General features: G+C 69.8%; 18 protein-coding genes and 4 pseudogenes. 10 read left to right on the top strand and 12 right to left on the bottom strand.

Translation table 11 applies throughout. From position 1 onward, the window contains the following. Nucleotides 1-14 precede the first annotated feature (14 nt). Nucleotides 15-881 carry a CoA-transferase gene (locus AB0K02_RS15625; protein ID WP_365992948.1) on the bottom strand — a complete coding sequence of 289 codons (867 nt, stop codon included), beginning with the start codon at nt 879-881 and terminating at the stop codon, nt 15-17. Further along, nucleotides 878-1,630 carry an enoyl-CoA hydratase family protein gene (locus AB0K02_RS15620; protein ID WP_365992947.1) on the bottom strand — a complete coding sequence of 251 codons (753 nt, stop codon included), beginning with the start codon at nt 1,628-1,630 and terminating at the stop codon, nt 878-880. Before AB0K02_RS15620 ends, AB0K02_RS15625 begins: the two co-directional genes overlap by 4 nt. Before the next feature lie 77 nt (nt 1,631-1,707). Here AB0K02_RS15620 and AB0K02_RS15615 point away from each other — a divergent pair, with 77 nt between their 5' ends. The 7 genes and pseudogenes from AB0K02_RS15615 (at nt 1,708) to AB0K02_RS15585 (ending at nt 8,492) form a co-directional block, all read left to right on the top strand. Further along, nucleotides 1,708-2,484: an SDR family oxidoreductase gene (locus tag AB0K02_RS15615; protein WP_365992946.1), complete on the top strand. Its 777-nt coding sequence runs from the start codon at nt 1,708-1,710 to the stop codon at nt 2,482-2,484. Nucleotides 2,485-2,602: 118 nt separating this feature from the next. Next, complete coding sequence (locus tag AB0K02_RS15610; RefSeq protein ID WP_365992945.1) at nt 2,603-3,520, top strand: SDR family oxidoreductase; 918 nt, start codon at nt 2,603-2,605, stop codon at nt 3,518-3,520. 2 nt (nt 3,521-3,522) lie between these two features. Further along, nucleotides 3,523-3,696, top strand: a pseudogene (locus AB0K02_RS15605) (SDR family oxidoreductase); the annotation flags it as partial. 194 nt (nt 3,697-3,890) lie between these two features. Beyond that, nucleotides 3,891-4,118 (top strand): DUF5133 domain-containing protein, encoded by a 228-nt coding sequence (locus tag AB0K02_RS15600; protein WP_365992944.1) that lies wholly within the window; start codon nt 3,891-3,893, stop codon nt 4,116-4,118. A gap of 86 nt (nt 4,119-4,204) precedes the next feature. Further along, on the top strand, nt 4,205-5,512 hold the full coding sequence (locus tag AB0K02_RS15595; RefSeq protein WP_365992943.1) for an ATP-grasp domain-containing protein: 1,308 nt from the start codon (nt 4,205-4,207) through the stop codon (nt 5,510-5,512). Nucleotides 5,513-5,596: 84 nt separating this feature from the next. Then, on the top strand, nt 5,597-7,624 hold the full coding sequence (locus AB0K02_RS15590; RefSeq protein WP_365992942.1) for a CocE/NonD family hydrolase: 2,028 nt from the start codon (nt 5,597-5,599) through the stop codon (nt 7,622-7,624). A gap of 220 nt (nt 7,625-7,844) precedes the next feature. Then, nucleotides 7,845-8,492 (top strand): TMEM175 family protein, encoded by a 648-nt coding sequence (locus AB0K02_RS15585; RefSeq protein ID WP_365992940.1) that lies wholly within the window; start codon nt 7,845-7,847, stop codon nt 8,490-8,492. Nucleotides 8,493-8,610: 118 nt separating this feature from the next. Here the strand turns inward: AB0K02_RS15585 and AB0K02_RS15580 are convergent, their stop codons facing one another. Continuing rightward, entirely contained in the window at nt 8,611-9,453 is an 843-nt protein-coding gene (locus tag AB0K02_RS15580; RefSeq protein ID WP_365992939.1) for an MBL fold metallo-hydrolase, read from the bottom strand. A gap of 1,129 nt (nt 9,454-10,582) precedes the next feature. Continuing rightward, nucleotides 10,583-11,033 (bottom strand): annotated as a pseudogene (locus AB0K02_RS15575) (transposase); the annotation flags it as partial. 166 nt (nt 11,034-11,199) lie between these two features. On the opposite strand from AB0K02_RS15575, the gene AB0K02_RS15570 reads away from it, so the two are divergent. Beyond that, nucleotides 11,200-12,414, top strand: coding sequence for a hypothetical protein (locus AB0K02_RS15570; protein ID WP_365992938.1), 1,215 nt, complete (start codon nt 11,200-11,202; stop codon nt 12,412-12,414). Nucleotides 12,415-12,514: 100 nt separating this feature from the next. Here AB0K02_RS15570 and AB0K02_RS15565 read toward each other — a convergent pair. Next, nucleotides 12,515-12,828: pseudogene (locus AB0K02_RS15565) on the bottom strand (TetR family transcriptional regulator C-terminal domain-containing protein); the annotation flags it as partial. Between AB0K02_RS15565 and AB0K02_RS15560 the strand changes: the two are divergent. Beyond that, a pseudogene (locus AB0K02_RS15560) lies at nt 12,812-13,173 on the top strand (GNAT family protein); the annotation flags it as partial. The pseudogenes AB0K02_RS15565 and AB0K02_RS15560 overlap by 17 nt on opposite strands. 521 nt (nt 13,174-13,694) lie before the next feature. Here the strand turns inward: AB0K02_RS15560 and AB0K02_RS15555 are convergent. The 4 genes from AB0K02_RS15555 to AB0K02_RS15540 are packed head-to-tail and all read right to left on the bottom strand — an operon-like array spanning nt 13,695 to nt 19,820. After that, nucleotides 13,695-14,948, bottom strand: coding sequence for a sugar ABC transporter permease (locus AB0K02_RS15555; protein ID WP_365992937.1), 1,254 nt, complete (start codon nt 14,946-14,948; stop codon nt 13,695-13,697). A gap of 32 nt (nt 14,949-14,980) precedes the next feature. Beyond that, on the bottom strand, nt 14,981-15,769 hold the full coding sequence (locus AB0K02_RS15550) for an ATP-binding cassette domain-containing protein (protein ID WP_365992936.1): 789 nt from the start codon (nt 15,767-15,769) through the stop codon (nt 14,981-14,983). A 59-nt stretch (nt 15,770-15,828) separates the two neighbouring features. Then, the gene (locus tag AB0K02_RS15545) at nt 15,829-16,932 is read right to left on the bottom strand and encodes a substrate-binding domain-containing protein (protein ID WP_365992935.1); all 1,104 of its coding nucleotides are present in this window, start codon (nt 16,930-16,932) and stop codon (nt 15,829-15,831) included. 53 nt (nt 16,933-16,985) lie between these two features. Then, entirely contained in the window at nt 16,986-19,820 is a 2,835-nt protein-coding gene (locus AB0K02_RS15540) for a SpoIIE family protein phosphatase (RefSeq protein ID WP_365992934.1), read from the bottom strand. 116 nt (nt 19,821-19,936) lie between these two features. On the opposite strand from AB0K02_RS15540, the gene AB0K02_RS15535 reads away from it, so the two are divergent. Then, nucleotides 19,937-20,857, top strand: a complete 921-nt coding sequence (locus tag AB0K02_RS15535; RefSeq protein ID WP_365992933.1) for an ornithine cyclodeaminase family protein — start codon at nt 19,937-19,939, stop codon at nt 20,855-20,857. Nucleotides 20,858-21,390: 533 nt separating this feature from the next. Here the strand turns inward: AB0K02_RS15535 and AB0K02_RS15530 are convergent. The 3 genes from AB0K02_RS15530 to AB0K02_RS15520 all read right to left on the bottom strand — a co-directional run bounded on the left by AB0K02_RS15530 (nt 21,391) and on the right by AB0K02_RS15520 (nt 24,655). Next, the gene (locus tag AB0K02_RS15530; protein WP_365992932.1) at nt 21,391-21,840 is read right to left on the bottom strand and encodes a hypothetical protein; all 450 of its coding nucleotides are present in this window, start codon (nt 21,838-21,840) and stop codon (nt 21,391-21,393) included. A gap of 214 nt (nt 21,841-22,054) precedes the next feature. After that, entirely contained in the window at nt 22,055-23,095 is a 1,041-nt protein-coding gene (locus AB0K02_RS15525) for a vWA domain-containing protein (protein WP_365992931.1), read from the bottom strand. A gap of 123 nt (nt 23,096-23,218) precedes the next feature. Further along, nucleotides 23,219-24,655 (bottom strand): DUF5685 family protein, encoded by a 1,437-nt coding sequence (locus AB0K02_RS15520; protein WP_365992930.1) that lies wholly within the window; start codon nt 24,653-24,655, stop codon nt 23,219-23,221. Between the last annotated feature and the right edge of the window lie 14 nt (nt 24,656-24,669).

The following is a 24,669-nucleotide window of genomic DNA, read 5'->3' as shown; positions in this document are numbered from 1 at the left end:
TGCGCTTGACAACGTCATTGGGAATCCTCCTCGTGGAACGCCGCCACCGCGGCCTGGTACGCGTCCTCGTCGCCCGACAGGAACCGTTCGCCGAAGGCGCGCCAGGCCTCGGGGTCGCGTGCCGCCCGGGCGTAGGCGCGCTGGAACACCTCGTCGCGGTCGTGGTCGGGGACACAGGAGGTGAAGTGCGCGCCGTTGGGGGTCTCGACGACGCCGTTCACGAACGCGCGCTTGACCAGAAGGGACTGCGGGCCGGCGTCCTTGAGCAGGTCGGCGGTGTCCACGATCCGCTCGCAGGAGACGTACGCGGCGTCGGCGGCCTCGCAGAACAGATCGTCGAAGTACGGGTCCGGGCCCAGGTACTGGGCGTTGCCGTGGACATCCGCCCGGTTGAGGTGGACGAGCGCGGCGTCCAGCCGCAGGGCCGGGACCGCGACCAGTTCCTCCCCGTCCCCGTAGGGGGAAGTGACGGTTCGCAGGTGCGGGTTGACCGTCATCACGTCCGAGGCGAGACCGGCCCGGACCGGCATGAACGGCAGCCGCTGCGCAGCGGCGGTCAGGCCCCACATGAACATCGCCTCGTCCAGTTCCACCAGTTCGAAGGCGCCCTGCCGGCGGGCCGCGGTGAAGTGCGGTTCCAGGGGGATGGAGTCGAGGGTGGCGAAGGCCGCGACGAGCCTGCGGATCCTGCCGCCGGCGGCGAGCAGCCCGACGTCCGGGCCGCCGTAGGAGACGACGGTCAGATCGGTGACGTCCGAGCGCAGCAGCGCTCGCACCAGCGCCATCGGCTTGCGCCGCGAGCCCCAGCCGCCGATGCCGATCGTCATCCCGCTCTCGAGGCGGCCGACCACCTCCTCGGCGGTCATCGTCTTGTCGCTCACCGGTCCTCCTTGGACGACACGAACGCGTCGCGGTGCTTGTCGGCGACGCCGCTGAGGTTGGCCTCGAAGGTGAAGCCCTGCTCGAAGCGGTAGCTGCGGCGGACGTCCACGGGGTCGATCCCGTTGATCGCGGCCTTGGCGAGGCGGATCAGACCGCCGTCCTTGGCGGCGATCTCCCGGGCCAGCTCCAGCGCGGCGTCGTGCAGTTCTTCGCGGGGGACGACCCGCCACACCGAACCGTGCCGGTGCAGCTCCTGGGCGGTGGCGGTGCGCGAGGTGTAGTACAGCGCCCGCATCAGATGCTGGGGGACCAGCCGGGCCAGATGGGTCGCCGCGCCGAGCGCGCCCCGTTCCAGTTCGGGCAGTCCGAAGGTCGCGTCGTCGGCGGCGACGACGGCGTCGGCGTTGCCGACCAGGCCGATGCCGCCGCCCAGGCAGAAGCCGTGCACGGCGGCGACCACCGGGACCTCGCAGTCGTAGACCGCGGCGAACGCCTCGTAGCAGCCGCGGTTGGCGCCGATCAGCGCGTCGTACCCGGTCGTGCGCTGCATTTCCTTGATGTCCACGCCGGCGTTGAAGCCGCGGCCCGCGGCGGTGAGCACCACACAGCGCACCGTCGGGTCGGCCCCCGCGGCGCGCACCGCTGCGGCCAGGTCGTACCAGCCCCGTACAGGGAGGGCGTTGACCGGAGGGAAGTCCACGGTGACGACGGCGATGCCCTCTTGCGGGGCGGAGGTGGAGACACCCATGAGCAGATCAGCTACCTTTCCACCAAACGTTTGTTAGGCGAAGGTAGCAGCGGTTCCCTCACTACGGGAGGTGTCAATTGGCAGCGATCATCGATCTCTCCGGTTCCGTCGCCGTCGTCACCGGCGGAACCCGAGGCGTCGGCGCAGGGATCGCCCGCGCCCTGCTCGAAGCCGGTGCAGAGGTCGTGACCTGCGCGCGACGGGCGCCGGACAAGCCCGTCGAGGCGGCCGGGCGCACGGCCCGCTTCCTCCCCGTCGACCTCCGGGACCCGCAGGCGATCGGAGAGTTCTTCGCGCGGGTGCGGAGCGACTACGGACGGCTGGACACCCTGGTCAACAACGCCGGGGGAACCCCCTTCCGGATGCTCGACGAGGGCGGAGCCGAACGACACGCCCGGGTCGTCGAACTGAACCTCGTCGCGCCGCTGACCGCCTCGCTCGCCGCGTACGAGGTGATGCGCCGTCAGAGCCGGGGCGGTTCGATCGTGATGGTCGGCAGCGTCAGCGGTACCCGCCCGTCCCCGGGGACCGCGGCGTACGGAGCCGCCAAGGCGGGCCTGGAGAACCTCGCCCGCTCCATGGCCGTGGAATGGGCCCCCCGGGTACGGATCAACACACTCGTCCTCGGCGTGGTCCGCACCGAGCTGTCCCATCTGCACTACGGGGACGAGGACGGCATCGCCGCCGTCGGCCGCACCGTGCCGCTCGGCCGGCTCGCCGAACCCGCCGACATCGGCGACGCCTGCGTCTTCCTCGCCTCCGACCGGGCGGCGTACATCAGCGGCGCCGCCCTGCACGTCCACGGCGGAGGGGAGCGCCCCCTCTTCCTCGACGCAGCCACCGTCAACAACTGACCGCCTGACCGCCTCCGGAACGGGTGGGGCGCACATCCGCCGCGCCCGCCGCCTTGGGATAGGGGCACCCGGCCCGGACGGCCGGCGGCAGCCATCCGATCACCGAAAGGACACAGCCATGACCACCGGAATCTGCACCGGACGCGTCGCCGTCGTCACCGGGGCAGGCCGCGGGCTCGGCCGCGCGCACGCCCTCGCCTTCGCCGCGGAGGGAGCGAAAGTCGTCGTCAACGACCTCGGCGTCGGCCTCGACGGCACCGGAGGGACGGGCCCCCGGCCCGCACAGCAGGTCGTCGACGAGATCCGTGCGCTCGGCGGGGAGGCGGTCGCCCACGGCGGGGACATCACCACCGCCGACGGCGCGGCCTCGCTCGTCGCCGCCGCCCTCGACGCCTTCGGTCGCCTCGACACCCTGGTCAACAACGCCGGATTCCTGCGCGACCGCATGCTCGTCAACCTCGACGAGGACGACTGGGACGCCGTCATGCGCGTCCATCTCAAGGGCCACTTCCTGCCGCTCAAGCACGCCGCCGCGCACTGGCGCGCCGAGGCGAAGGCCGGCCGTACGCCCGAGGCCCGTGTGATCAACACCAGCTCCGGGGCCGGCCTGCTCGGCAGCGTCGGCCAGGGCAACTACGCCGCCGCCAAAGCCGGGATCATCGGCCTGACGCTCGTCGCCGCCGCCGAGATGAGCCGCTACGGCGTCCAGGTCAACGCGATCGCCCCGGCCGCCCGCACCCGGATGACCGAGTGGACCTTCGCCGACACCATGGCCGCCCCCGAAGAAGGTGGCTTCGACGCCATGGCCCCGCAGAACGTCTCCCCGCTCGTCGTCTGGCTGGGCTCCGGCGCCTGCGCCGGGGTGAGCGGCCGGGTCTTCGAGGTCGAGGCCGGCCGGATCACCGTCATGGAGGGCTGGCGGCCGGGTCCCACCGCGGACAAGGGCGCCCGCTGGACCCCGGCGGAGGCAGGCGCGACCGCCCTCGAACTGCTGGCCGCGGCCGAGACCCCCCAGCCGGTGTACGGCGCGCGGTAGCAGCCGCCGGTCCGCCGTCGGGGCGGAGCCTTCCTCAACGGGCGGGCTTCGCCGATCCGGCGACCGGCTTCGCCGGTCCGGAGGCCGTGGCGGGCGTCGTGGCGATGCTGGCCTCGGACGACGGGGCCTTCATCACCGGCACCGAACTCCGCATCGACGGCGGCACCCACATGTGACCGACGCCAGGCCGTAGGGTCCGGGGGGCGAGCCGGCGGGGCGGCGGCAGCCGTGCGAGCACGGCACCGACCGCGGACGGCTCCGCCTGACCGGTGGCACACACCCCAGGAGAGTGACGGCATGTCGCGCGAGGCGGGGGGTAGGCGCGAGGCAACCCCGATCCGCAGCGGCCTTTCCGAAGGAGGCTCTCCCCGTGCTGATGGCCCACCCTGTCGTCCTGCGCAACCTGCTCGAACAGTACGACGCGCTGCGCGTGCTGCGCGCCGAGAAGGGGTCGCCGCAGGCCCGCCAGCGCATGGACGACCTGGCGTACACGCTGTGCGTCTCGACCGGAACGAGCGACGTCACCACCGCTCTCGTCGCAGCCCGCCACCGGCTCCCCGGGGCCCGCCCCGAGGACGACTCCGTGCTCGGTGCCTGACCATGCCCTGTTGAGCCGGGCCGGCCACTGCCCGGCGAGGGGCGAATGATCTCGGACACGAGACACCACCTGCCCGAGGAGATTCGGTGAGCAAGAAGAACATCTTCGTGATCGGTCTGGACGACGCCAACCTGGACACCCTGCGGAACGTGCCGGAAGCGGGCGAGTACCGCTTCCACCCGCTCCTGACCACGAAGGAGCTGCAGGTCGGCGAGGTGTCCGTGCCCGGGCTCCTGAAGAAGGCCGAGGGCGTACTGAACGCGTTCGACGGAAGCATCGACGCGATCGTCGGTTACTGGGACTTCCCGGCGAGCACACTCGTGCCCATCCTGAGCGAGCGGTACGGCACACGCAGCACGACCCTGGAGTCGGTCGTCAAGTGCGAGCACAAGTACTGGAGCCGCCTGGAGCAGCAGAAGGTCGTGGAGGAGCACCCGCGCTTCGGCCGGGTCGATCTGGAGGCCGAGGACCCGCGCCCGCCTGAGGGCGTCCGTTTCCCGATGTGGCTCAAGCCCGCGCTGTCGTACTCGTCGGAGCTGGCCTTCGGCGTGAGGAACGAGGAGGAGTTCCGCGCGGCGGTGGAGCAGATCCGCGAGGGGGTCGGCCGTGTCGGTCGCCCGTTCCAGTACATCCTCGACCAGCTGGACCTGCCGCCGGAGATGGAGGGCGTGGGAGGCCAGGTGTGTCTGGCGGAGGAAGCGCTGTCCGGCATCCAGGTCGCAGTCGAGGGCTACGTCCACCACGGCGAGGTCACCGTCTACGGCGCACTGGACTCCATCAACTATCCCGACAGCTCGTCCTTCCTGCGCCACCAGTACCCCTCCACGCTGCCCGAGCCCGTGGTGCGGCGCCTGCACGACGTCTCCGAGCGCGTGATACGCCAAATTGGGATGGACTCGGCGACGTTCAGCATCGAGTACTTCTACGATCCGCGGACCGACGCGATCAACCTGCTGGAGATCAATCCCCGGCACTCCCAGTCGCACGCCGAACTGTTCGAGTACGTCGATGGCGTACCCAACCACCACTGCATGATCAGCCTCGCCCTCGGCAAGGACCCGAGCCTGCCCAAGGGCGCCGGTCGCTACAAGACCGCCGCCAAGTGGTACTACCGCTGGTTCGCCGACGGTGTGGTGCACGACGTGCCGTCACGCGAGGACCTCAGGCGCATCGAGCGGGAGATCCCCGGAGTCCGGATCGACATGGTGCCCGAGGAGGGCCAGCGCCTGTCGCAGATGCCCGAGCAGGACAGCTACAGCTTCGAGCTGGCCCACGTCTTCACCGGAGGGGACAGCGAAGAGGACCTGCGCGAGAAGTACGACCGCTGCGTGGCCGCCTTGAACCTCACCTTCGACCGGCCCACGCCGGGCGGCCGGGACGAGAAGAGCACCTGAGGCAGACGGCCGGGGCCGGCCGGTGTGCCGAGCAGGTCCCCGGCAGCCGCCCAGCCGAGCGAAGACAAGGAGAGAGCCGGCCGTATGCGCTTTGTGAGCAACCTGCCCTGCGCCACAACGGAAGAGGAGCACGTCGCCGTCCCCATGTCCGACGGCATCCGCCTGTCCGCCCGGATCTGGCGTCCCGTCTCCTCGGACGCGGAACCCGTCCCGGCCGTGCTGGAGTACATCCCGTACCGCAAACGCGACCTGTCCTCGGTACGCGACTCCATCCATCATCCCTACATCGCCGGTCACGGCTACGCCTGTGTCCGCGTCGATCTGCGGGGCACGGGCGAGTCGGAGGGCGTGCTGGCGGACGAGTACCTGGAGCAGGAGCAGAGCGACGCGGAGGACATCCTGGCCTGGCTGGCCGAGCAGCCCTGGTGCGACGGCAACACCGGCATGATGGGCATCTCCTGGGGCGCGTTCGCCGCCCTTCAGGTCGCCGCGCGGCAGCCTCCGAGCCTGCGGGCCATCGTCATCGCCTCCTTCACCGACGACCGGTACGCCGACGACATGCACTACATGGGCGGCGCCCTGCTGTCGGACAACCTGGCCGAAGCCGGCACCATGTTCGCCTACGCCACGTGTCCCCCGGACCCCTCCGTCGTAGGCGCGCGCTGGCGTGAGATGTGGCACGAACGCCTGGAGAACACCAGCCCGTGGGTGCTGAAGTGGCTGCGTCACCAGCGCCGCGACGCCTACTGGCAGCACGCGTCGGTCTGCGAGAACTACCAGGACGTGCGCTGCCCCGTCCTCGCCTCCAGCGGCTGGGCGGACGGCTACTCCAACGCGGTGACCCGGCTGCTGGCGAACCTGGACGTACCGCGCAAGGGCCTGATCGGCCCGTGGTCGCACAAGTACCCGCACCTCGGCGAACCCGGCCCCGCCATCGGTTACCTGCAAGAGGTCGTCGCATGGTGGGACCACTGGCTCAAGGGCATCGACAACGGGATCATGGAAGGGCCCATGCTGCAGACCTGGATGCAGGACAGCGTGCCGCCCTCCACCCGCTACGAGGAACGGCCCGGCCGCTGGGTGGGCGAACCGGCCTGGCCCTCACCGCATGTCGTGCCGACCGCCCATCCCCTCAGCCGGCACCGCATCGGCACCCCCGGTGAGACGGCGTCGGGCAAGGACGTGCTGACCGTGCAGTCCCCTCTGTCCGTCGGACAGTTCGCCGGCAAGTGGGCCTCGTACAACGCACCGCCCGACCTTCCCTACGACCAGCGGGAGGAGGACGGCGGGTCATTGGTCTTCGAGACGGAGCAACTCACCGAGCCTGTCGAGATCCTCGGCTCTCCCAGCGTCGAACTGGACCTCTCGGTCAGCGAACCGGTCGCCATGGTCGCCGCCCGGCTGTCCGACGTGGCTCCCGACGGCAGTGCCACCCGCGTCACATACGGCCTGCTCAATCTCACCCACCGCGATGAGACGGGCATCCCGGAGCCGCTGGAACCGGGCACCCGCTACCGGGCAACCGTCCACCTCAACGGCGTGGCCCAGGCCTTCCCTCCCGGACACCGCATCCGGCTGTCGCTGTCCACCTCCTACTGGCCGCTCGCGTGGCCCCCGCCGCGACCGGTGCTGTTGAGCGTTTGCGAAGGCACGAGCAGCCTGACGCTGCCGCTGCGCCCACCGGGCGAGCCCGATCACCTCCCCCAGCGTCCGTTCGGCGAGCCCGAGGGCACGGCACCCCTCTCCACCACCCGGCTGACCCCTCCGGAAGAGCGCTGGGAAGTCCGACGAGACCTGGTCGGCTACAACTCCGAGCTCGAGATCGTCAAGGACCGCGGCATGGTGCGCTACGACGACATCGGCCTCGACGTCGGCCTGCGGGCCTACGAGAGGTACGGCGCGGTCGCCGACGACTTCACCTCGGTCAGCGGAGAAGCGGCCTGGACCATGCGATTCCGCCGGGACGACTGGGACGTACGGGTCGAGACGCGCACCACGCTGAGGTCCAGCGACACCGAGTTCATCGTCGACGCCACTTTGGACGGCTTCGAAAACGACCGCCGCGTCTTCTCCCGTACGTGGAACGAGACACTGCCTCGCGACCACTTGTGAGGGCTTCGGGGCCGCCGCTGCGGGAGGAAGGGCCCGCAGGCGGCGAACATCACCCCCGCCTGAGCCACCTGGGTGCGACGCCCGCCCCCCTCTGCCGGGGCGGACGTCACCCGGCTCCCACAAACCCCGCAGCGAGGAGCAGCCGCACCGGGCCGGGCCGTCCGGCACCCGGCCCAACACCACGTGTCGCGGCAGGCACCCTCGCGGTAGCGTCCGGGGCGTGAGCGCAGTCAGACGTGGGCAGGGAGCCGAAGGGGGCGGGCCGGTCATGGGGCCGGAGCAGCTTCTGGCGTTCGGGGACGCGGTCTTCGCCATCGCGATCACGCTCCTCGTCCTCGACGTCGGTGTGCCGGAGGGGCTGGCCCCCTCGGACCTCGGCGACGCGCTCCACGACGCACTGCCCGACGTGGGCGCGTATGTCCTGAGCTTCGCCGTCATCGGGCTGATGTGGCTCGCTCAGCACGCCCTGTTCAGCTCGATCGCCCGGCTCGACGCGTGGCTGTTGTATCTCTATCTGACACTCCTGGCCGTCATCGCGGGGCTGCCGTTTCCGACCCGTTTGATCAGCGAGTACGGGGACACCGCTGCGGCGACGGTGATCTACGCGGGAGCGATCGCCGCTGCCTCGAGCCTGATGACCGCGATGTCGCTGCGGCTCGTACGCCGGCCGGCCCTGGCGGAACCGGGCATCCCACGCGAGAGTCTGATCCGGGGCGTGCAGGAGGGCCTGGTGATGACGGCCGTCTTTGCCGCCTCGATGCCGCTCGCCTTTGTCTCACCCGTGCTGGCACAGGTCTCGTGGCTGGTCGCGGTCCCGCTGCGCATCTGGCTCTCCCGGCGATCCGCCACCGGCTCCTCTCCGGCCTAGCGGTTACCGGCCGCACCGAGCCTTCGGTGCGGCCGGCTGCCCGGTGGTCGGCGTATCCGCTCCGCAGGGGCGGCTGCCCGTGGGGTGGTGACCTCTGCTCCCAGCGAGCCGGGCGTTCTCAGGACACCACCGGCTTCGCCGTCGCCGCGATGATGCCTTCGAGGAAGTCCTGCCCCGGCTCCTCCCAGGGGGGCAGTTCCGGCACCTCGCGGACGAGGTCGAACGCCTCGTCGATCAGCCCGCGGTGGATCGTGGGGGCGTGGCAGGACGCCGCGGTGTCGATGTCGAGGTCCTGGACGCGGTCCACGTGCTTGCTGAATTTTCCGGCATCCAGCCACAGGTGCCATGGGTGGTTCAGCCGGTTGCCCAGCAGCATGCCTTCACGCCAGGCTTTCGGGTCGAGGTCGGCCGCGTCCTCGGCGGGGTGCGGCAGGGCCGTGGCGAAGGTGTCGGCCGCCCAGTAGACCCGCGTCGTGGCGTCGAACAGTCCGCGCGTCGTCGGGTTGTCGAAGAACGGCGGCCTGATCGCCAGGAGTGTGCGGTCCCCGGCCTGGAAACTCTCGCCGTCGCGAACCCAGCGGGAGCGGTTGAACGGCATCCAGAACTCCTCGGTGTCGATGGCGTAGCGGGCCATCGAGAACCACGTTGTGACCAGGGTGGCGTTCGGGCAGGCAGCCATGACCTGGCGGACGTTTCCCGCGTGGTCGTGGTCGTCGTGGGTCAGGAAGACCCAGCGCACGTCGGCCGGATCGACAAGGCTCCAGGCATGGTCCAGCCACTGCTGCCGGTTCGAGGGCGCACCGGTGTCCACCAGCACGGGCTCCGTGCCGGTGATGACCATGGAATTGACGTAGAACATGCCGACCGGTGGCGCCTCCAGCAGCTGGGGGATGACATAGGTCTCCGGCGCGATCCTGTACGGCTCGACCTTCGGCTCGAAGATTCCTTCGGCGGTGGTCATGGCCCCGCCTCCTCGTGAGTGTCAGACCCGTGAAACACACCGAGCGGTCCCTGGTGCCTCACTCCATCCTGCGCACGTGAAACACGCGGGCACCACCGCTCACGCGCATAACCGCCGGTGCGTCGGGCGTCACCAGCCGCGTTCACGGGGCCACCGCCGGGCTCGCAGCCCGTGGGAAGGCGTTCCGCCTCACCGCAGACACCCCTGCCCATCAAGCAGGACGTGACTTCCACAGTCGGGCAGCAGATCGAAACGTGACCAGCCGCTGCGGGCCCGCCGACGCCGGTACGGCCGTGAGCCGCGCCGACGGCTCCGCGCGAATGCGGGTCGCCGTCATCCCTGGCTCGGCATGCGCGCCAACGGCTGCTTCTCGTCGAACCGCCCATCGGCGCCCCGTCCGATCGAAGCCCGGCACTGCGGGAGGCACGGCCCGCGGTCCAGCGATGCGGCGGCCACCGGCACCCGCTTCGAGCCCGCCTGCCGCCCTGTCGGCTCCGCGACGCGCTGCCTCGTCCATGGCGGCGGCCCACGCCCTTGCGACGACGGTGCGGCCGTTCGACGAGTACGTCGGTTCATCGCCACCGGCGAGCGGGGATGTCTGTAAGAACTCCTGACGGAATGCGGTGTGGCCGGGGACCCTGCTGCCGGCGCTACGTGTGGAGTTGCCATGGCAGGATCCGCCTGTGACGTGCGATGTGTGTGGACACGAGATGCGGCAGGCACCCGTAGTGGAACCGCGGATGGCGTGGGACTTGCCGGTAAAGGAGCGGTGGTTCTGCTCCTGGTGCTACGCATGGACCGAGCCGGGACACGATCCCCGTGAGGTTTCACGACCGCAGTACCAGCCCATGTACGGGCGCTGGGAGCGGGCAGACTCACCCGAGCTGCCTGAGGACGTGGCTCACGCCTATGACACTGCCTATGCCTACACAGATTCCGGCGCAACCCTGTGCGGCATAGGGCACGAGGGCCTCTCTGTCTCTCCGTACTTGTGGGTGCCGGATCGGAGCAACGCCTGTGCCGCCTGCAAGAAGACCGCGGCTGTCATTGACCAGCGCTGGCCACTGGCGATGCGAGGCGGGAACCGTGTCAACCCCACGCCTCCCCCTGATTCCTGCTGGCCCCCCTTCTAGGACTGTCCACGCGATGATCTGAGCCGACTCCAGCAGGTCAACGCGCATGCAAGTTTTGAGGAACGCTTCGTGGATGTCCTCGCGGACCTCCCAACGAATGCGTAGGCGACGGAACCAGTGCAGATGGGCGAACGCATGTTCCGCAAACCAGCGCCAGGCGCCGAGGCCAGAGCCGTGGTCCCTCGGTGCCGCGGCGGGAGATCAGCGGTTTCACGCCGAGGTCCCGAATCAGGCGGCGGTACTTGTCGTGGTCGTCGCCACGGTCGCGCAGAACGACGTCTCGGCGGCGCCGGGGCCGGCCACGCTTGCCGCGCACGGGCGGGACGGCCTGAAGCAGCGGAATCGACTGCGTGACGTCGTTGCGGTTGCCGCCCGTCAGCGTGGCGGCGAGGGGAACCCCGTGGCGTCGGTGATCAGGTGATGCTTGCCGCCTGTCTTCTCCCCCCGGGAGGCGGGCGGACTGCACCCGGTTCGTCGCCTGCTGCCGAGGATCCGCGTCGTCCGAAGGCCCCCTCATATGCTCCGACCTGCACGTTTCGTGATCACTCCGTGCTTGTGCCCGTCGCAGCGGGCCAAGGAGCATGAGGAGCAAACACGCGCAAGGGGTGGGAATGTGAAGACCGTCGGACGCTGGAGAGTCGTGCTCGCACTGCTCCCGACACTCGTCGGCGTGGCCGCATGCCAGACGGGTGACAAGGAGCAGGCGTCGGGGGAGGCGGTCTACGGCCAGCCGTTGGCCCAGCAGTTCCACGCGGCCCAGCAGGCCACACGCGAGGCGGGCACCGCCGGGTTCGTTGCAACGCTGACGTACAGGAGCGCCGTCGGCGACGCGGTGCACACGACCATCGGCAGCCAGGACTACGCCGCAGGGTCCGCCCGGGGGTCGTCCACCCTCCGGGTCCCCACGGACTTCCCGGAGCCTGCCGCCGAGTTCCTCGCGGAGCCGGGCACGACAGCCCGGCAGACTCTGGCAACCGTCGGCGGCGATGTGTACGTCAAGGAGGACGCCGCCGAGTGGCTGCGTTTCACTCCCGAGGCGTTCAACGAGTTCGGTGACGCGACGAGCGCATTGTCCGTGCACGCGGCCGGTGACGCGGCGCCCTACAGCGGCACGCTCGCCGACCTCGTCACGCGTGCGGTCCCGCGCGAGAAGCCGAAGCGCGACGCGGACGGCAATCACACCTATCGGGTCACCGTGCTCCCGGAGTTCGCGGCCGAGCTGCTGCCGTTGAGGGCCCGGGCGGCTGGGAAGGCCGGCATGGGAACGGAGCCTGTCGATATGACGGTCACGCTGGATGCCGAAGGACGCCTGGCCCGGGCCACTGCCGACCTGGACCCGCTCCTGTCGCACATGGACCTGATCGGTGTCACGGGTCTGCAGGCGTCGTACCAGCTCTCGGCGTTCGGCGAACCGTATGCGCACCCGATGCCGGGAGAGGACGGAGTGCGGGTCGAGGATGCCAGGAAGGTGCTCGCGCTCACGGGCACGCTGAAGGGCGGGCAGTGCGCCGCCATGGAAGCGGCCCTCGACTCCCGGGCCGTCGTGCGTCCCGTCGACTGCGCGAAGGCGCACGACATGAGGGTGTTCGCCCAGGTCGCCGTGGACCGGACCGTGCCCGGGAGGACAGCGGTCAAAAGTGGCCTCGACTATGCCCGTGAGGAGTGCGAGCGCGAGGCGACGGTTGCTCCCAAGGAGTGGTTCGCCGACAGCCGTCGCGGGGTTGCGTGGGCCGTCACCGGCAGGTCCGAGGAGCAATCCTCAACGGGCGGCGGTCGGACGGACACGACCGTGACGGGCGCCTACACCTGCTACGTCCCCACTTCCTGACTCCACGGTTCGGCACCGGTGGCGCCCCTGCTCAATCATTCAGCTGCCCTCAGGTGTGTGATCCGGGGCGACCTCTTGCCCGCCTGGCCGCGGACCAGCGTCAGGGGTTCTGAGACCGCCCGTCACCACCAGGGGCCGGTCGGCCGCCGTCGTCGAGCCGGGGCAGCGCGGCCGAGGGGAGGAAGTCGTCGGCATGGCGGTCTGGACGTCCTCGGGAAACCGGCCCGGGTCGAAGAGGGCCTGGACGACGAGTCCGTGGGTGAAGGCGACAGCGGCGGCCGCGAGGTGTTCCGGGTCCGTCTCTGCGGGAAGCTGGCCGAGATCGCGTGCCGCTTCGACATGTGGGCGGATCGTCGAGCGCAGCCGAATGTAGCGGTCGGCCTGTTGCGTGGTCAGCCCCTGGGCAACGTTCAGCCCCGACCTCGACTCGGCCACGGCCACCCTCCAGCGCTACGCCGACCGTCAGGCCGAGGACACCGGCCGGATGTACGGGATCTGGCTGGACGGCACGCTGGTCGGCGGCGTCATGTTCACCCGGTTCGACAGCGCCTCCGGGGTCTGCGAGATCGGCTGCTGGTCCAGGAACGGGGGATGAGCCGCGTCGAATGGTGGGCCGCGGCCGGCAACACCAGCAGCATCGCCGTCGCACGCCGGCTGGGCATGACCCGCGACGGCGTGCTGCGGCAGCGCTTCCCGTACCGAGGCGTGCGGCACGACAGCGAGGTGTGGTCCGTCCTCGCTGAGGAATGGCCGTCTCGCGAGGAAGCGCCCGGCTCCGGTGCCAAGGCCGAACTCGACCGGCTGATGGACGTGTTCATCGGCGCCTTCACCAACACCGAAGACAGCCGGCCGAACCTCGAGGTCATCCGGGACGTCTTCATTGCGCAGGGGAGGATCATCGCGGGCGTCGGGGACGAGCCAGTGATCTACGACCTCGACGCGTTCATCGAGCCGCGGCAGAAGATGCTCACCGACGGGACGCTGACGGAGTTCTCCGACTGGGAGGTCGCGGAGCGGACCGAGATCTTCGGAAGGATCGCGCACCGGTTCAGCGAATACCGCAAGTCCGGGTTCCTTCACGGCGAATGGTTCGAGGGGGCAGGCCACAAGACCACCCAGTTCGTTCTGACGCCGTCAGGGTGGAGGATGTCCTCACTCGCCTGGGAGGACGCGCCCCGCCACGGCCACCGCCACCGACTGAAAACCGCTCGGGGACGGCCCGGGGGAGCGGGGGTGGGGTTGGATGCCTCCGGCGGGTCGGCGCGCCGACAGCCGGCCGATCACGCCAAGCCGTGGGCGGTGCGTGCGCGGCGCACCCCTGAATCGGCGATCACGGCGACGAGGAGCACCCCGGCCGAGATCAGCAGTTGGACGGCGGGCTGGATGCCGACGAGCGCCACACCCGAGGCGATCGACTCGATGACGAGGACGCCCAACAGGACGGACCAGGCCCTGCCGTGTCCGCCGAAGAGGCTGCCACCACCGAGAACGGCGGCCGCCAGAGCGTTCAGCAGCAGAGTGGGCGCGCTCGTCGCCTGAATGGTGGAGGCGGTGGGAGATGCCAGGAACAGTCCGCCCACCGCCGCCATGGTCCCGGAGACCGCGAAGGCCGAGATGCGTACCGCCGTCACATTGATCCCCGCGCGCCGGGCGGCCTCGGCACCGGTGCCCAGGGCGAACACCTTGCGTCCGAAAGGCATGCGCCGGAGGGTGTGGTCCAGTCCCGCGACCACGGCGAGAAAGATCAGGAGGGCCAGCGGAAGTCCCTGGAAGTGGTTGAGGACAGAGGCGGCGGTGAATGCGAGCGCCGCCAGTACCGCCGTCTCCAGAAGGGTTCGGCTGAGTGGCACGGACGGCAGTCCGGCTGCCCGACGGCGGTGAGCGGTCCGGCGGGAGACCGTGAGGAAGGCGAGGACGCCGACAGCCGCCAGACCGTGGGCTACCGCCTCGTGACCGAAGTAGTGGCTGGTCAACGAGGCGACCAGGCCCTCGTCGTCGAAGTTGAAGGTGCCGGACGCACCCAGGATGTAGAGCATCAGACCGGTCCAGCCGACCAGCCCGGCGAGAGTGACGATGAACGCCGGTACGCCGAACCTGGCGGCCAGGAACCCCTGGAAGGCCCCGATCGCCATACCGGAGGCCACGGCGATCATGACCGCCGGCCATTCGGGCAGCCCGGCGCGCACGTTCAGTACGGCGAACACCGCAGCGGCCAGACCGGCGATCGAGCCGACCGACAGATCGAGCTCCCCCAGGAGCAGTACGACGATGATGCCCAAGGCGATCATCCCGGTGCCCACCATGTCCACGGAGATGTTGGACAGGTTGCGTGCCGAGAGGTAGTTGCTGTTGAAGGCCTGGAAGACCAGCCAGAGGACGACGAGCCCCATGACCGCGAGGGCGCGACCGAGGTCGCCGCGGCGCAGATTGCCTGTGATCGGTGCTTCCCACGGGGCGAGACCCCGTACAGGTGCCATGAGGCGCCGGCCGATGCCACCGCCCTCACTGTCTGACAGGGCATCGGCGTCCGCCACGCCTGGCCTCTTCCCGGACGGTCCTGACCGGTTCACAGTCCCAGTTCCTCCGCTTCTGCCCTTCGCTGGGTGACAGCGTGTTCGGTGGCGCCCGTGATGGCAGAGATCATCTGCTCCTGGGAGGTGAGATTCACGTCGAAGTAACCGTTGTTGCGACCCAACCGCAGCACTGCGACCCAGTCCGCGACCGCCTTGACGTCCCCGAGGTTGTGACTGACCAGCAGGACGCCCACTCCCCGTTCCCGCAGCTGCTCGATGAGGTCCAGGAAGTGATTCGATTGTCTGATGCCCAGGGCGGCGGTGGGCTCGTCGAGCACGATGAGCTTGGGCTCACTCAGCAGTGCACGGGAGATGGCGACGCTCTGCCGCTGACCGCCTGAGAGGGTGGCGACGGGAACGCGCACGTCGGGAACTTTCAGCGACAGGCTGTCCATCAGCTGTCGAGTCCGGCGTTCCATCTCGACCTCGTCGAGTCCGCCGCTCCTGCGCAGCTCCCGGCCGAGGAACACATTGCCCACGACGTCGAGGCCGTCACACAGCGCCAGATCCTGGTACACCGTCGCGATACCCAGTTTCTGAGCATCGTGAGGACGCGCGAGCGACACCTTGCGCCCCTCCCATACGATGTCGCCGGCGTCGGCGGGCTCCACGCCCGAGATCACCTTCACGAGTGTGGACTTCCCCGCACCGTTGTCCCCCATCAAGGCGACCACCTGGCCGGACCGGATCTCCAGGTCGACCCCCGCAAGCGCCTTCAGCGCCCCGAAGTTCTTACGGACAGCGCGCAACGACAGCAGGGGCGGTGGTGACACATGAGCCATCTGTTCTCCCTCGTCGCCGCCCGTCCCGGTCCGCGGGAAGACAAGAACACCGCACAGGCCTAGAGGAGCCCGGCCTTCCTGCAGGCCTCTGCGAGCTTAGGGGTGCAGATCTGCTCGACCGTGTATACGCCGTCCTTGACGACGGTGTTCTTGATGCTATTGGCGGTCACGGCAACCGGTTCGAGCAACACGGCCGGGATCTTCCTGTCGGTGGCATTGCTCACCGTGGTCTCGGCGATGCCGCGCAGCTTTTCGCCCCGGCCCAGAGCCACTGCCATCCCGGCGGCGGCCTTTGCCTGCAGTCCGTACGGCTTATAGGCCGTCATGTACTGCTCGCCCTTGACGATGCGCTGCACCGCAGACAGCTCGGCGTCCTGACCGACGACGGGTGGCAGTGCTGTGACGTGCGCCTTCTTGAGGGCGGCGATGGCACCGGCCGCGATCACGTCGTTGAGGGCGTAGACACCGTCGACGCGGTCCGGTCCAAGACTGACGACGGCGGCGGACATGGCGACGTAGGAATCCTGCTCGTTGAACGAACCGATCGTGTATTCCTCGGCGATATCCGCCTTCCCCTCGAGGGCGGACAGCGCTCCTTCCACGCGCGGGGGCAACGAAGCGGACGACGGTACGGTGGCGTCGAGCCATACGATCCGGTCGCCACTGGCTCGGCGGCTCATGCCCCGGATCAGCGCCTCGCCCTGAACGCGTCCGACGGCGTAGTCGTCGAAAGAGACGTACCCGGAGACGGGGCCCTCGGCGAGACGGTCATAGGCGATCACCGGCACACCGGCGTCGCGGGCCCTCTGGACCGACCGGCGCAGCGACGGACCGTCGACCGTGTCGAGGACGAGCACGTCGACCCCGTTCACGAGCATGGTGTCCACCTGCCGGCGCTGGGTGGAGACGTCACCGTGGGCGTTGGCGTCCACGACGGAGCAGGCGCCGCACAGTCGCCTGATCTCCTCCGCGATGAGGGGGCCGTCGAAATTCTCGTACCGCGTGGCCTCGTTGTCCGGGAACAACAGGCCGACCGTGAGACCGGTGTCCGAGGTCTTCCGGGGTGGGACGTCGGGCTGGTCCGTCTGCCCGCAGCCGGCCAGTGCCACCGACAGGGACACCGCGGCCGCCATGACGGCGGAACGATGCGGGCCGCTGCGCATGTCACGCCTCCTTCGCTGCCGTCCGGCCGGGACCCGCCGGCTGGATGCGCCCTTCACGAACGCCGTGCCGATCCTTCCGTCCCGACGCCCACAGAGGGGACCGTGTGAGCCGCCACGGCGATCTCGCTCCACACCCGTTTGCCTCCGCCGACGGGTACCGAGCCCCATGCTTCCGACATCGCCTCGACGAGGAGGAGTCCGCGTCCGCCGGTAGCCTCCCAGTCCACGGTCGTGGGTTTCGCGGGCGCTCGCGGCAGGGTGTCGGTGACCGCGACGCGCAGCCTGTCTCCGGCAAGGGTCAGGTCCAGACGCACGTCGCCCATGGTGTGCACCACGGCATTGGTGACCAGTTCGGAGACGACGAGCTGTACCGCGTCCACCTCCTCCGACACGCCCCAGGATCGCAAGGTGCGTGCGGTGAAGCGGCGCGCGTGCATGACGGCGTCCGGGAGCCGCCAGGCCCTCCAGCCGGCCCTGACGGGTCGCAGACGCAGCCCGTCGTAACGCAGGAGCAGCAGGACCGCGTCGTCGCTCCGGTCGGCTCCGCCGATCAGGTCGTCGGCCATCTTCCTGAGGTCCGACGGGTCGGCTGCGTCGATCGCCTCCCGCATCCGGCGCATTCCCTCCTCCAAAGGAAGCCGGGTGGATTCCACCAGGCCATTGGTCACGAGGGCGACCACCGTGCCGGGGGCCAGATCGACCGTGGTCAGGGGAAAGTCTGCCTCCGCCACCACGCCCAGGGGCGGCCCTCCCGTGTCGTCGAGAGCCTGAGGCGCGACATCCGGCAGACACAGCAGGGGAGGCGGGTGACCGGCGCGTACGAACCACGCGTTCCCCTCCTCCAGGTCAAGGGACATGTAGCAGCACGTGGCGAACAGGTCTGTCTTCATTCCGGCGAGCAGGCGATTGGCCCGCGCGAGGACCACATCGGGTGGATGGCCCTCCGCCGCATAGGCCCGGACGGCCGTGCTGACCCGGCCCATGACCGCCGCTGCCTCCGCACTGTGCCCTTGCACATCTCCGACGACCAGGGCCACGTGATCGTCGGACAGCGAGAACACGTCGTACCAGTCGCCTCCCATGGCGGGGCCGTCGGCGGCAGGCAGGTAACGGGCGACGGTGGCGGCGCCGGAGACTTCCGGAAGCTCCCGGGGCAGCAGGCTCTTCTGCAGCGTTCGCACGCGCTCTCGCTCCGTGTCGGCTGCCGCAACGCGGGCAACGGCCTCTGCGCATCGGCCGGCCGTCACGGAGAGCCAGGCCCTTTCCGTCGCGCCGAGCGGGTGAGGCGTGTCCCAACCGACGAGGAAAACACCGATCATCCGCCGCTCGGCGGACAGGGGCAGGACCGCGAGACCGCCCTGGGCGATGCCGGCCAGGCCCTGCTCGAGGTCGTTGCCCGCAGGCCACACCGCTGTCCGTCCTGAGCGGAGCACAGCCGCCAGAGTGGGCAGGTCCGGCAGAGGCGCCTCAAGCCATTCCATGCGGTTGTCCGGCCGCCACAGCTGCGGCCACTCGCTCGGCTTCCGCGGCTCCAGGACGCCGACCGTCAGCCGGTCGTCGTTCAGTCTGGCGAAGGCCACGCGGTCAGCCGCCAATCGACGGTGAAGACATCGAACGACGGTCTCCGCCACCTCCCGCACGGTCGTGGCATCGGCGAGCTCACGCGACAACTCCTCCACCCCGGCCGCTTCCACCACCTCCGCGTCGTGTGCGCTGTCGGCGACGACCCCCAGAACGCGGACGGACGTTCCCGTGCTGTCGGTCAGGACCTTGCTGCGCAAGTGCAGCCACCGCGGCTCGCCGGAGGGCCGGCGCACCCGGAACATCAGGTCCCGAACCTCCGACGTCCCCTTCCCTCGTCCCACGACGGCCATGAACGTCGCAAGGTCGTCCAGGACGATGCGCGCGACCAGGCTCTCGACGCAGCCGTCGAACGTCTCCGGGGGGATTCCCACAAGGTCGAGCAGGATCCGGTCCGCGTCGACACGGCCCGAGTCCCGGTCCAGGGCGAAGGTGCCGACATGCGCCCAGGGCAGTGCCTGCCCGCGGGCCGCATCGGGCCCGGCACCTCCGGGCGCTCCCGTCGCCATCACGTACGACAGCTGCTCGGCGTAGGTCTCGAGCAGGACGCGCCGGTCGGGCGCAAACCCACCGGGCGCCTCGTTCACCACGACCAGGCATACCGTCGCAGGCCCGCCCGTGCCCGGCGGCAGCGGACTCAGCGGCACGACGCCCAGCGAGACAACGGTCCGCGGCAGGTCCGGTGCTCCTTCGCTGCCCGAAGGGAGCTGTGCGGACTCGTGCCACAGCGGCCGGCTGGAGCGGGCGGCGTCCGCAACGGGAGAGTCAGCGGAGAGGGGAAGAACCTCGGGAAGCGCGAACCGGCCCTGCGCGCCCGCGACGTGGACGATCCGCAGCTCCTCCGTCTCTGCGTTCACCAGGTACACGACAGCCAGGTCCGCGGCGGCCACCATCCGCACCCGCTCAGCACCGGATGCCGCGAGGTCCGCCTGCGGGCCATAGCCGGACACACCCCCGGGCGCATCGTGCTGACGGCCAGGGACCCCGCCCTCGCCTGCGCCGGACATCGAATCCCATCCCTTCCAACCGTTCACACTCCGAGGGGAGCGACCTGCTCCTCCACGTCGCGTTCGACGTTCCAAACGGCGATCTGAGAGACGGCCTTGTATGGAAGGCTGCGGACGCTTCCACACCCCCAGCTTTGAACGAGTCGTCCCTGCCCGCATGCGGAGCGGCCGGAGGGTGCCCGCATGCGGGGTCGGCCCGACCTCCGTGAAGCCCAGGCCGTGCGCCGTTTCCTGTGTCACGAGGGATTCCACGGCCTCGGGGTTGGCTTCCTCGCCGTAGACGTCGTCATTCCCATGCATGACACCCAAGGTCAGCTTCTTTGAAACTCCCTGGTGGCTCGACCTAAGGCGTAATACCTTACTCTGACCTTCTGGTCGGGAGGCCGAGGAAGCCGCACACGAGGAAGCGGGGTGCCATGACCACGATCACGCTCGGTGAGCGCGAGATCCGTGAGACGGTGACGATGAGGGAGGCCATCGACGCCGTACGGCGCGGCTTCATCGACCTCGCCGCCGGCGAGTTCGAGATGCCCACCCGCACGGCGCTTCGGGACGGCCGGTTCCTGGTGATGTCCGCTCATCACCGGTCCACCGCGTCCGCGATGACCAAGACGTTGAGCGTGGACTTCGATCGCAAGCCGGCCATCACGGGCACCGTGGTCTGGAGCGAGACCGGCCGTCCGGACCACCTGGTCGCCGACGCCGCAGTGGTGACGACCCTGCGCGCCGGTGCGGCGGTCGGCGTCGCCACCGATCTCCTCGCCGCACCCGACGCCGGTCGGCTGGCCCTGATCGGGGCCGGCGCACAGGCCCCGGACCAGGTCCGCGCCGTCCACGCGGTCCGGCGGCTGCGTCAGCTGACCGTGGTGGACGCCGACCCGCGACGCGCCCACGCCCTCGTCGAGGCACTGAAGCCCGAACTGCCGGGGGTGGAACTCCTGACCGCGGCCGATGCCGAATCGGCCGTTCGGAGGGCCGAGATCGTGTGCTGCGCGACCAACGCGACCAGCCCACTCTTCCCGGAGTCCGCGCTGCCCGCGCAGGTGCACGTCAACGCCATCGGCGCGTACCGCCCCACCATGCGCGAGCTGCCCGATGAACTGCTCGCCGACAGCACCGTCGTCATCGACGAACTCGGTGCCGCCCTGGAGGAGTCCGGCGAAATCATCCACGCCGTCGAAGCGGGTGCCATCTCCAGGGACGCCCTCACGGAGCTCGGCGCGGCGCTGACCGTCCCCGACACGGAGTACGGAAAGCGCACCGTGTTCAAGACCGTCGGTGTCGCCGTGCAGGACTGGGCCATTGCCCATCTGCTGGCCGGCAAGTTCCTCACCTGATACGACGTGACGCTCCGAACTGGAGACAGTGCAGCGATGGCACACCATGCGGTGATCGTCGGTGCGGGCGTGAGCGGACTGGCCACACGCCCACCGGATCGCCCGAGACGGCCTGGCCGTCACCGTTGTGGACGCGACCGGCGGTGGGACCGGTGCGTCCACTCAGCTCCGCTCCAGCGGCCCGGCGGTGACGTCGATCCTCGCCGGGGGCGCTGAGGTCCGCGGTGACCTGTTCGTCCTCGCCGCGGGAGCGCACACCGGCCGGCTCGCGCGTCCCGCCGGACACGCGCTGCCCCTTCAGCCCGGCAAGAGGGGATTCGACGACACGAGCGGCTCGGTGACACTTCGTCACGCGGTGTACCGGGGCGAGGCGAAGGTGGCCGTCACCCCGCTGTCCGACCGACTGCGGCTCGCGGGAACGATGGACTTCGGCAGCTCCGACGCAACGATCGATCAGCATCGTCTGCGTGGCATCGTCCGCTCTGCCTGGCAGCCCGTTCGGGGACCCGGGACCGGACTGGGGCGGGTTGCGTTCACAGTGCGATGGGCCGGTACTTCAGCGCCTCGTCGATGATCTCTTCCGCAGATGCGTTGTCGTCCTGGGGATGGAAGATCAGGCCGGTGACACGGGGGTGCAGTACGTTCGCCTCGAGGAGAACCAGGTAGTAGTCCGTTTCCGGGTCGCCCGCGAGGATTCTGCGCACGATCTCGACGAGTTCGTCCCTTGTGATGTCTGCGACCCGGGGACGGGCCGGCCGGGCCGCTTCCCTGGCCACGTCCTCCAGGTCTCTGCTTTCCCAGTACCAGGTGAAGGTGTGGGCCGTGTAATCGTGGCCGGTCACTGCGTTGAAGGTCCGGATTGCCTCGTCGGCATCCGTGGCACGGTCGGTCACCAGGCGGGAGATCCGATCGATCTCGCGGCACAGTTCTTCGAGCCGTTGCGGGCTCACTGGCGGGGGCAGCAGCTCGGGTCTGAGGTCCACGGCCGCATTATGTCCGCCGGTGCCCAATGCCGTACCTCGGTCGTTGAGTTCCGCAGACCCGCGGACGACGTCGCCATGAAGGAATCTGCTCCGCGAACCGCAGGGCGGCGTGGAGGCCGGCATCGGGGACCTTCTGCTGAGGTGCATGAGACCGGGGCGACGTGCCGAGCGCGAAGGAAGCCCCGCCGGTCGGGCCGGCGGGGCTTCCCAGGCGTCAGAGCATGAGAAGCAGCCGCGTGTTCGGTATCAGCTTCCGGTTCACGCTGGTGCTCTGCACGAAGATGGTGAAGTCGTCGTTGTGGTCCGGCTTGACGCGAACTTCCATGTCCGGCAGGCCGAGCAGGGCTCGGGCCTCCGGCCCCGTGTACACCCGGTCCGTCTTCTTCTCCAGCACCGCGATCTGCTTCCGCGCCTGGATCTTCTCCGACTTGCTCAGCTGGTAGAACGCACCACCGGTACGGTACGTGTGCCCGCATTCGATGACCCAGTCCCGGATCGCCGCCGCGCGAGCCACCGGGATCAGCTGGTACTCAGAGGGATTCACCGGGGTGAGACCGGCTGCCTTGATGGTGTCCTTGTTGACCGCCTCCGCACCGGTGGAGAACACGGCCCGCGATCCCCGGATGCCCTGGGAGCGGCCCACCATGAACTTCTCGGTGGCCTGCTGGATGACCTGCCCGGCTTCCTCCAGACCCTGTGTGCTCGTGGCGTCCCAGATGGCGATGTTGTCCTTCGGGAAACCGCACTGCATGGCCTCGCGCTTGCCCATCTGGTCCGGCACAAGGACGGCCAGCGTCCAGTTGTCCTCCTGCGTCTCGATCAGCTGGGCCACCGCCTTCACCAGTTCACCCGGAGTCCTGGCCGGGGCACCGGGGCAGCGGTGACTCGCGTTCTCCTGGCCATCGGTCAGTACGAACGTCAGGAAGCTGTGGTCGCCGTACAGTTGAGCAGTCTGCGCCAGCTCGCGCTGCGACTGCAGTGTGGCCGCCAGCAGAGCCGTCATACCACCGACCCGGTACAACTGCTTCAGGGACGGCATCCGCAGCACGTCCTTGTCGTAGATGACGCACTCCACCTTGTCGGCGAAGACGTACACCGTGACGCGGGTTTCCTGGTCCAGTTCCTGCGATCGCCGGGCCAGATAGGCGATCTGCTGGTCGGCGACCTCGACCACCTTGCGGCTGAGGTGTGACATGGACGAACTGGCATCCAGCACAAGAGCAACGTGATTGATGTAGTTCTGGTTTCCGGACATGATCGTTCCCCCTCTTCCGACGAGATGCTCCAATCCTCGCACCCACCACTGACAATCGATCTTGGTGTGGCAGAGCAGTGATCTCGCAGGGGACGGGGCTGCCCCGGCCCGGTGTCCCGGCTCTCAGTCGCAGCAGTCGCAACAGCACTTGCACGGGTTGCAGCAGCCCCCGCCACCGCAGCAGCCGTCACCCGAGTCGCCGCCGGAACCACCGGAGCCTCCCGACCCGCGACCGCCGCCGCCCGAACCGCCGGAGGAGCCACCCGAGTTGCCGCCGAACCAGCCGTCCCGGCCCGAACCGTCCCGGCCCGAACCGTCCCGGCCCGAACCGTCCCGGCCCGAACCGTCCCGGCCCGAACCGTCCCGGCCCGAACCGTCCTGGCGAGAGCCACTGTTGCCGTCGCCGAACTGCCAGGGCTCTCCGTCGTCTGGACCGGTGTCCTCGCTGCAGGTGCAGCAGTTGAAACACAGCCTGCAGTCGCGGCACAACCGGCGCCACTGGCCACACCGCCGGCACTGCCCCTCCGAGGGCCGGCCGGACGCCATCGAGGCGCCCTCCGGGGCCGCGCCCGCAAGCGCCCCGACGCCGCAGGCCGTGCCCGTGCCCGTGCCGGTCGCCGAGGGCGTTTCCGTCGCCGTACGGCGTCCCAGCCAGGGAAGCATCCGCGGGCCCCGCGCCTGGTGGCGGTGCCGGTGGTGACGATGCCGGGGGTCGAAGACGCGGTCGACAGCGCGCTCCAACTCGCCGCCCAACAATGCCCGCGCCAGCCGCCCGTCCACGAACTCGGCGTCGGACAGGGCGAGTCCGATCCCATGCGCGGCGTCGTCGCAGAGCCGGCGCACCTCGGCACGGTCGGCTCCGGTCACGGCGATCGGGTTCCACGCGCCGGACGCCTCGTCGGCGTCCAGGTCCTCCACCGCGTCGAGCAGGTGCGCCAGCCGGCCGAACAGACGGCCGGCCTCCGCCAGCGGCTCGGCGTTCCCCGGGCGACCGGCGAGCACCGCGGTGTGAGCGAAGGCTGCGGCGGTTGCCGTCTCCGTGGGCTCCGTGACCGTCAGAAGCGAGTCGCCGGGGCCGGTCAGCCGTTCGATCTCCGACTGCCGTTCGACCGCGCCGAGCAGCACCGCGGTGTCGAAGCCCAGCCGTTCGCCGCCCGCGGCACCCGCACGGTCCCAGCCATGGGCGATCCGGTGTGCCGCCAGCGTCACCGGGCGGCGGCCCAACAGGCCGTCGCCGTCGGCCACATGATCACGTATCTTCGCCGCGGCCAGCACCAGCGACACCGTCGCCGCCAGCCGGGCGCCCTCGCCCTGCGCCACGTCCGCCGATCGCATCCCGCGCAGCGGGCACGGACCGGCGCCTCGCCGCCAGTCGCCGGTACGCTCCGACTGCGCCTCGGTCAGCACCGAGACGATCAGGCCGTCGTAGTTGGTCGCCACCCGCGCGAACTGCCCGTACTCGCCGCGCAGCGCCAGGCACAGCCCGCACAGATGCGCCATCCACTCGGTACGCATGCCCTCGCCCAGGCGATGACGGCATGGCCTGATGATTCCGAACACCGAAGTTCTCCCCC

Source organism: Streptomyces sp. NPDC049597 (assembly GCF_040675505.1).
GTDB lineage: Bacteria > Actinomycetota > Actinomycetes > Streptomycetales > Streptomycetaceae > Streptomyces.
Note: the sequence above shows the minus strand (reverse complement) of the source record. Positions and strands in the feature narration are given on the sequence as shown.

Excerpts from the sequence above, each read along its gene's own strand:
- AB0K02_RS15610 (WP_365992945.1), top strand. The coding sequence starts at position 2,603 with ATGACCACCGGAATCTGCACCGGACGCGTCGCCGTCGTCACCGGGGCA.
- AB0K02_RS15525 (WP_365992931.1), bottom strand. The coding sequence starts at position 23,095 with ATGTCCGGAAACCAGAACTACATCAATCACGTTGCTCTTGTGCTGGAT.
- AB0K02_RS15590 (WP_365992942.1), top strand. The coding sequence starts at position 5,597 with ATGCGCTTTGTGAGCAACCTGCCCTGCGCCACAACGGAAGAGGAGCAC.
- AB0K02_RS15550 (WP_365992936.1), bottom strand. The coding sequence starts at position 15,769 with ATGGCTCATGTGTCACCACCGCCCCTGCTGTCGTTGCGCGCTGTCCGT.
- AB0K02_RS15540 (WP_365992934.1), bottom strand. The coding sequence starts at position 19,820 with ATGCATGGGAATGACGACGTCTACGGCGAGGAAGCCAACCCCGAGGCC.
- AB0K02_RS15535 (WP_365992933.1), top strand. The coding sequence starts at position 19,937 with ATGACCACGATCACGCTCGGTGAGCGCGAGATCCGTGAGACGGTGACG.
- AB0K02_RS15620 (WP_365992947.1), bottom strand. The coding sequence starts at position 1,630 with ATGGGTGTCTCCACCTCCGCCCCGCAAGAGGGCATCGCCGTCGTCACC.
- AB0K02_RS15545 (WP_365992935.1), bottom strand. The coding sequence starts at position 16,932 with ATGCGCAGCGGCCCGCATCGTTCCGCCGTCATGGCGGCCGCGGTGTCC.
- AB0K02_RS15580 (WP_365992939.1), bottom strand. The coding sequence starts at position 9,453 with ATGACCACCGCCGAAGGAATCTTCGAGCCGAAGGTCGAGCCGTACAGG.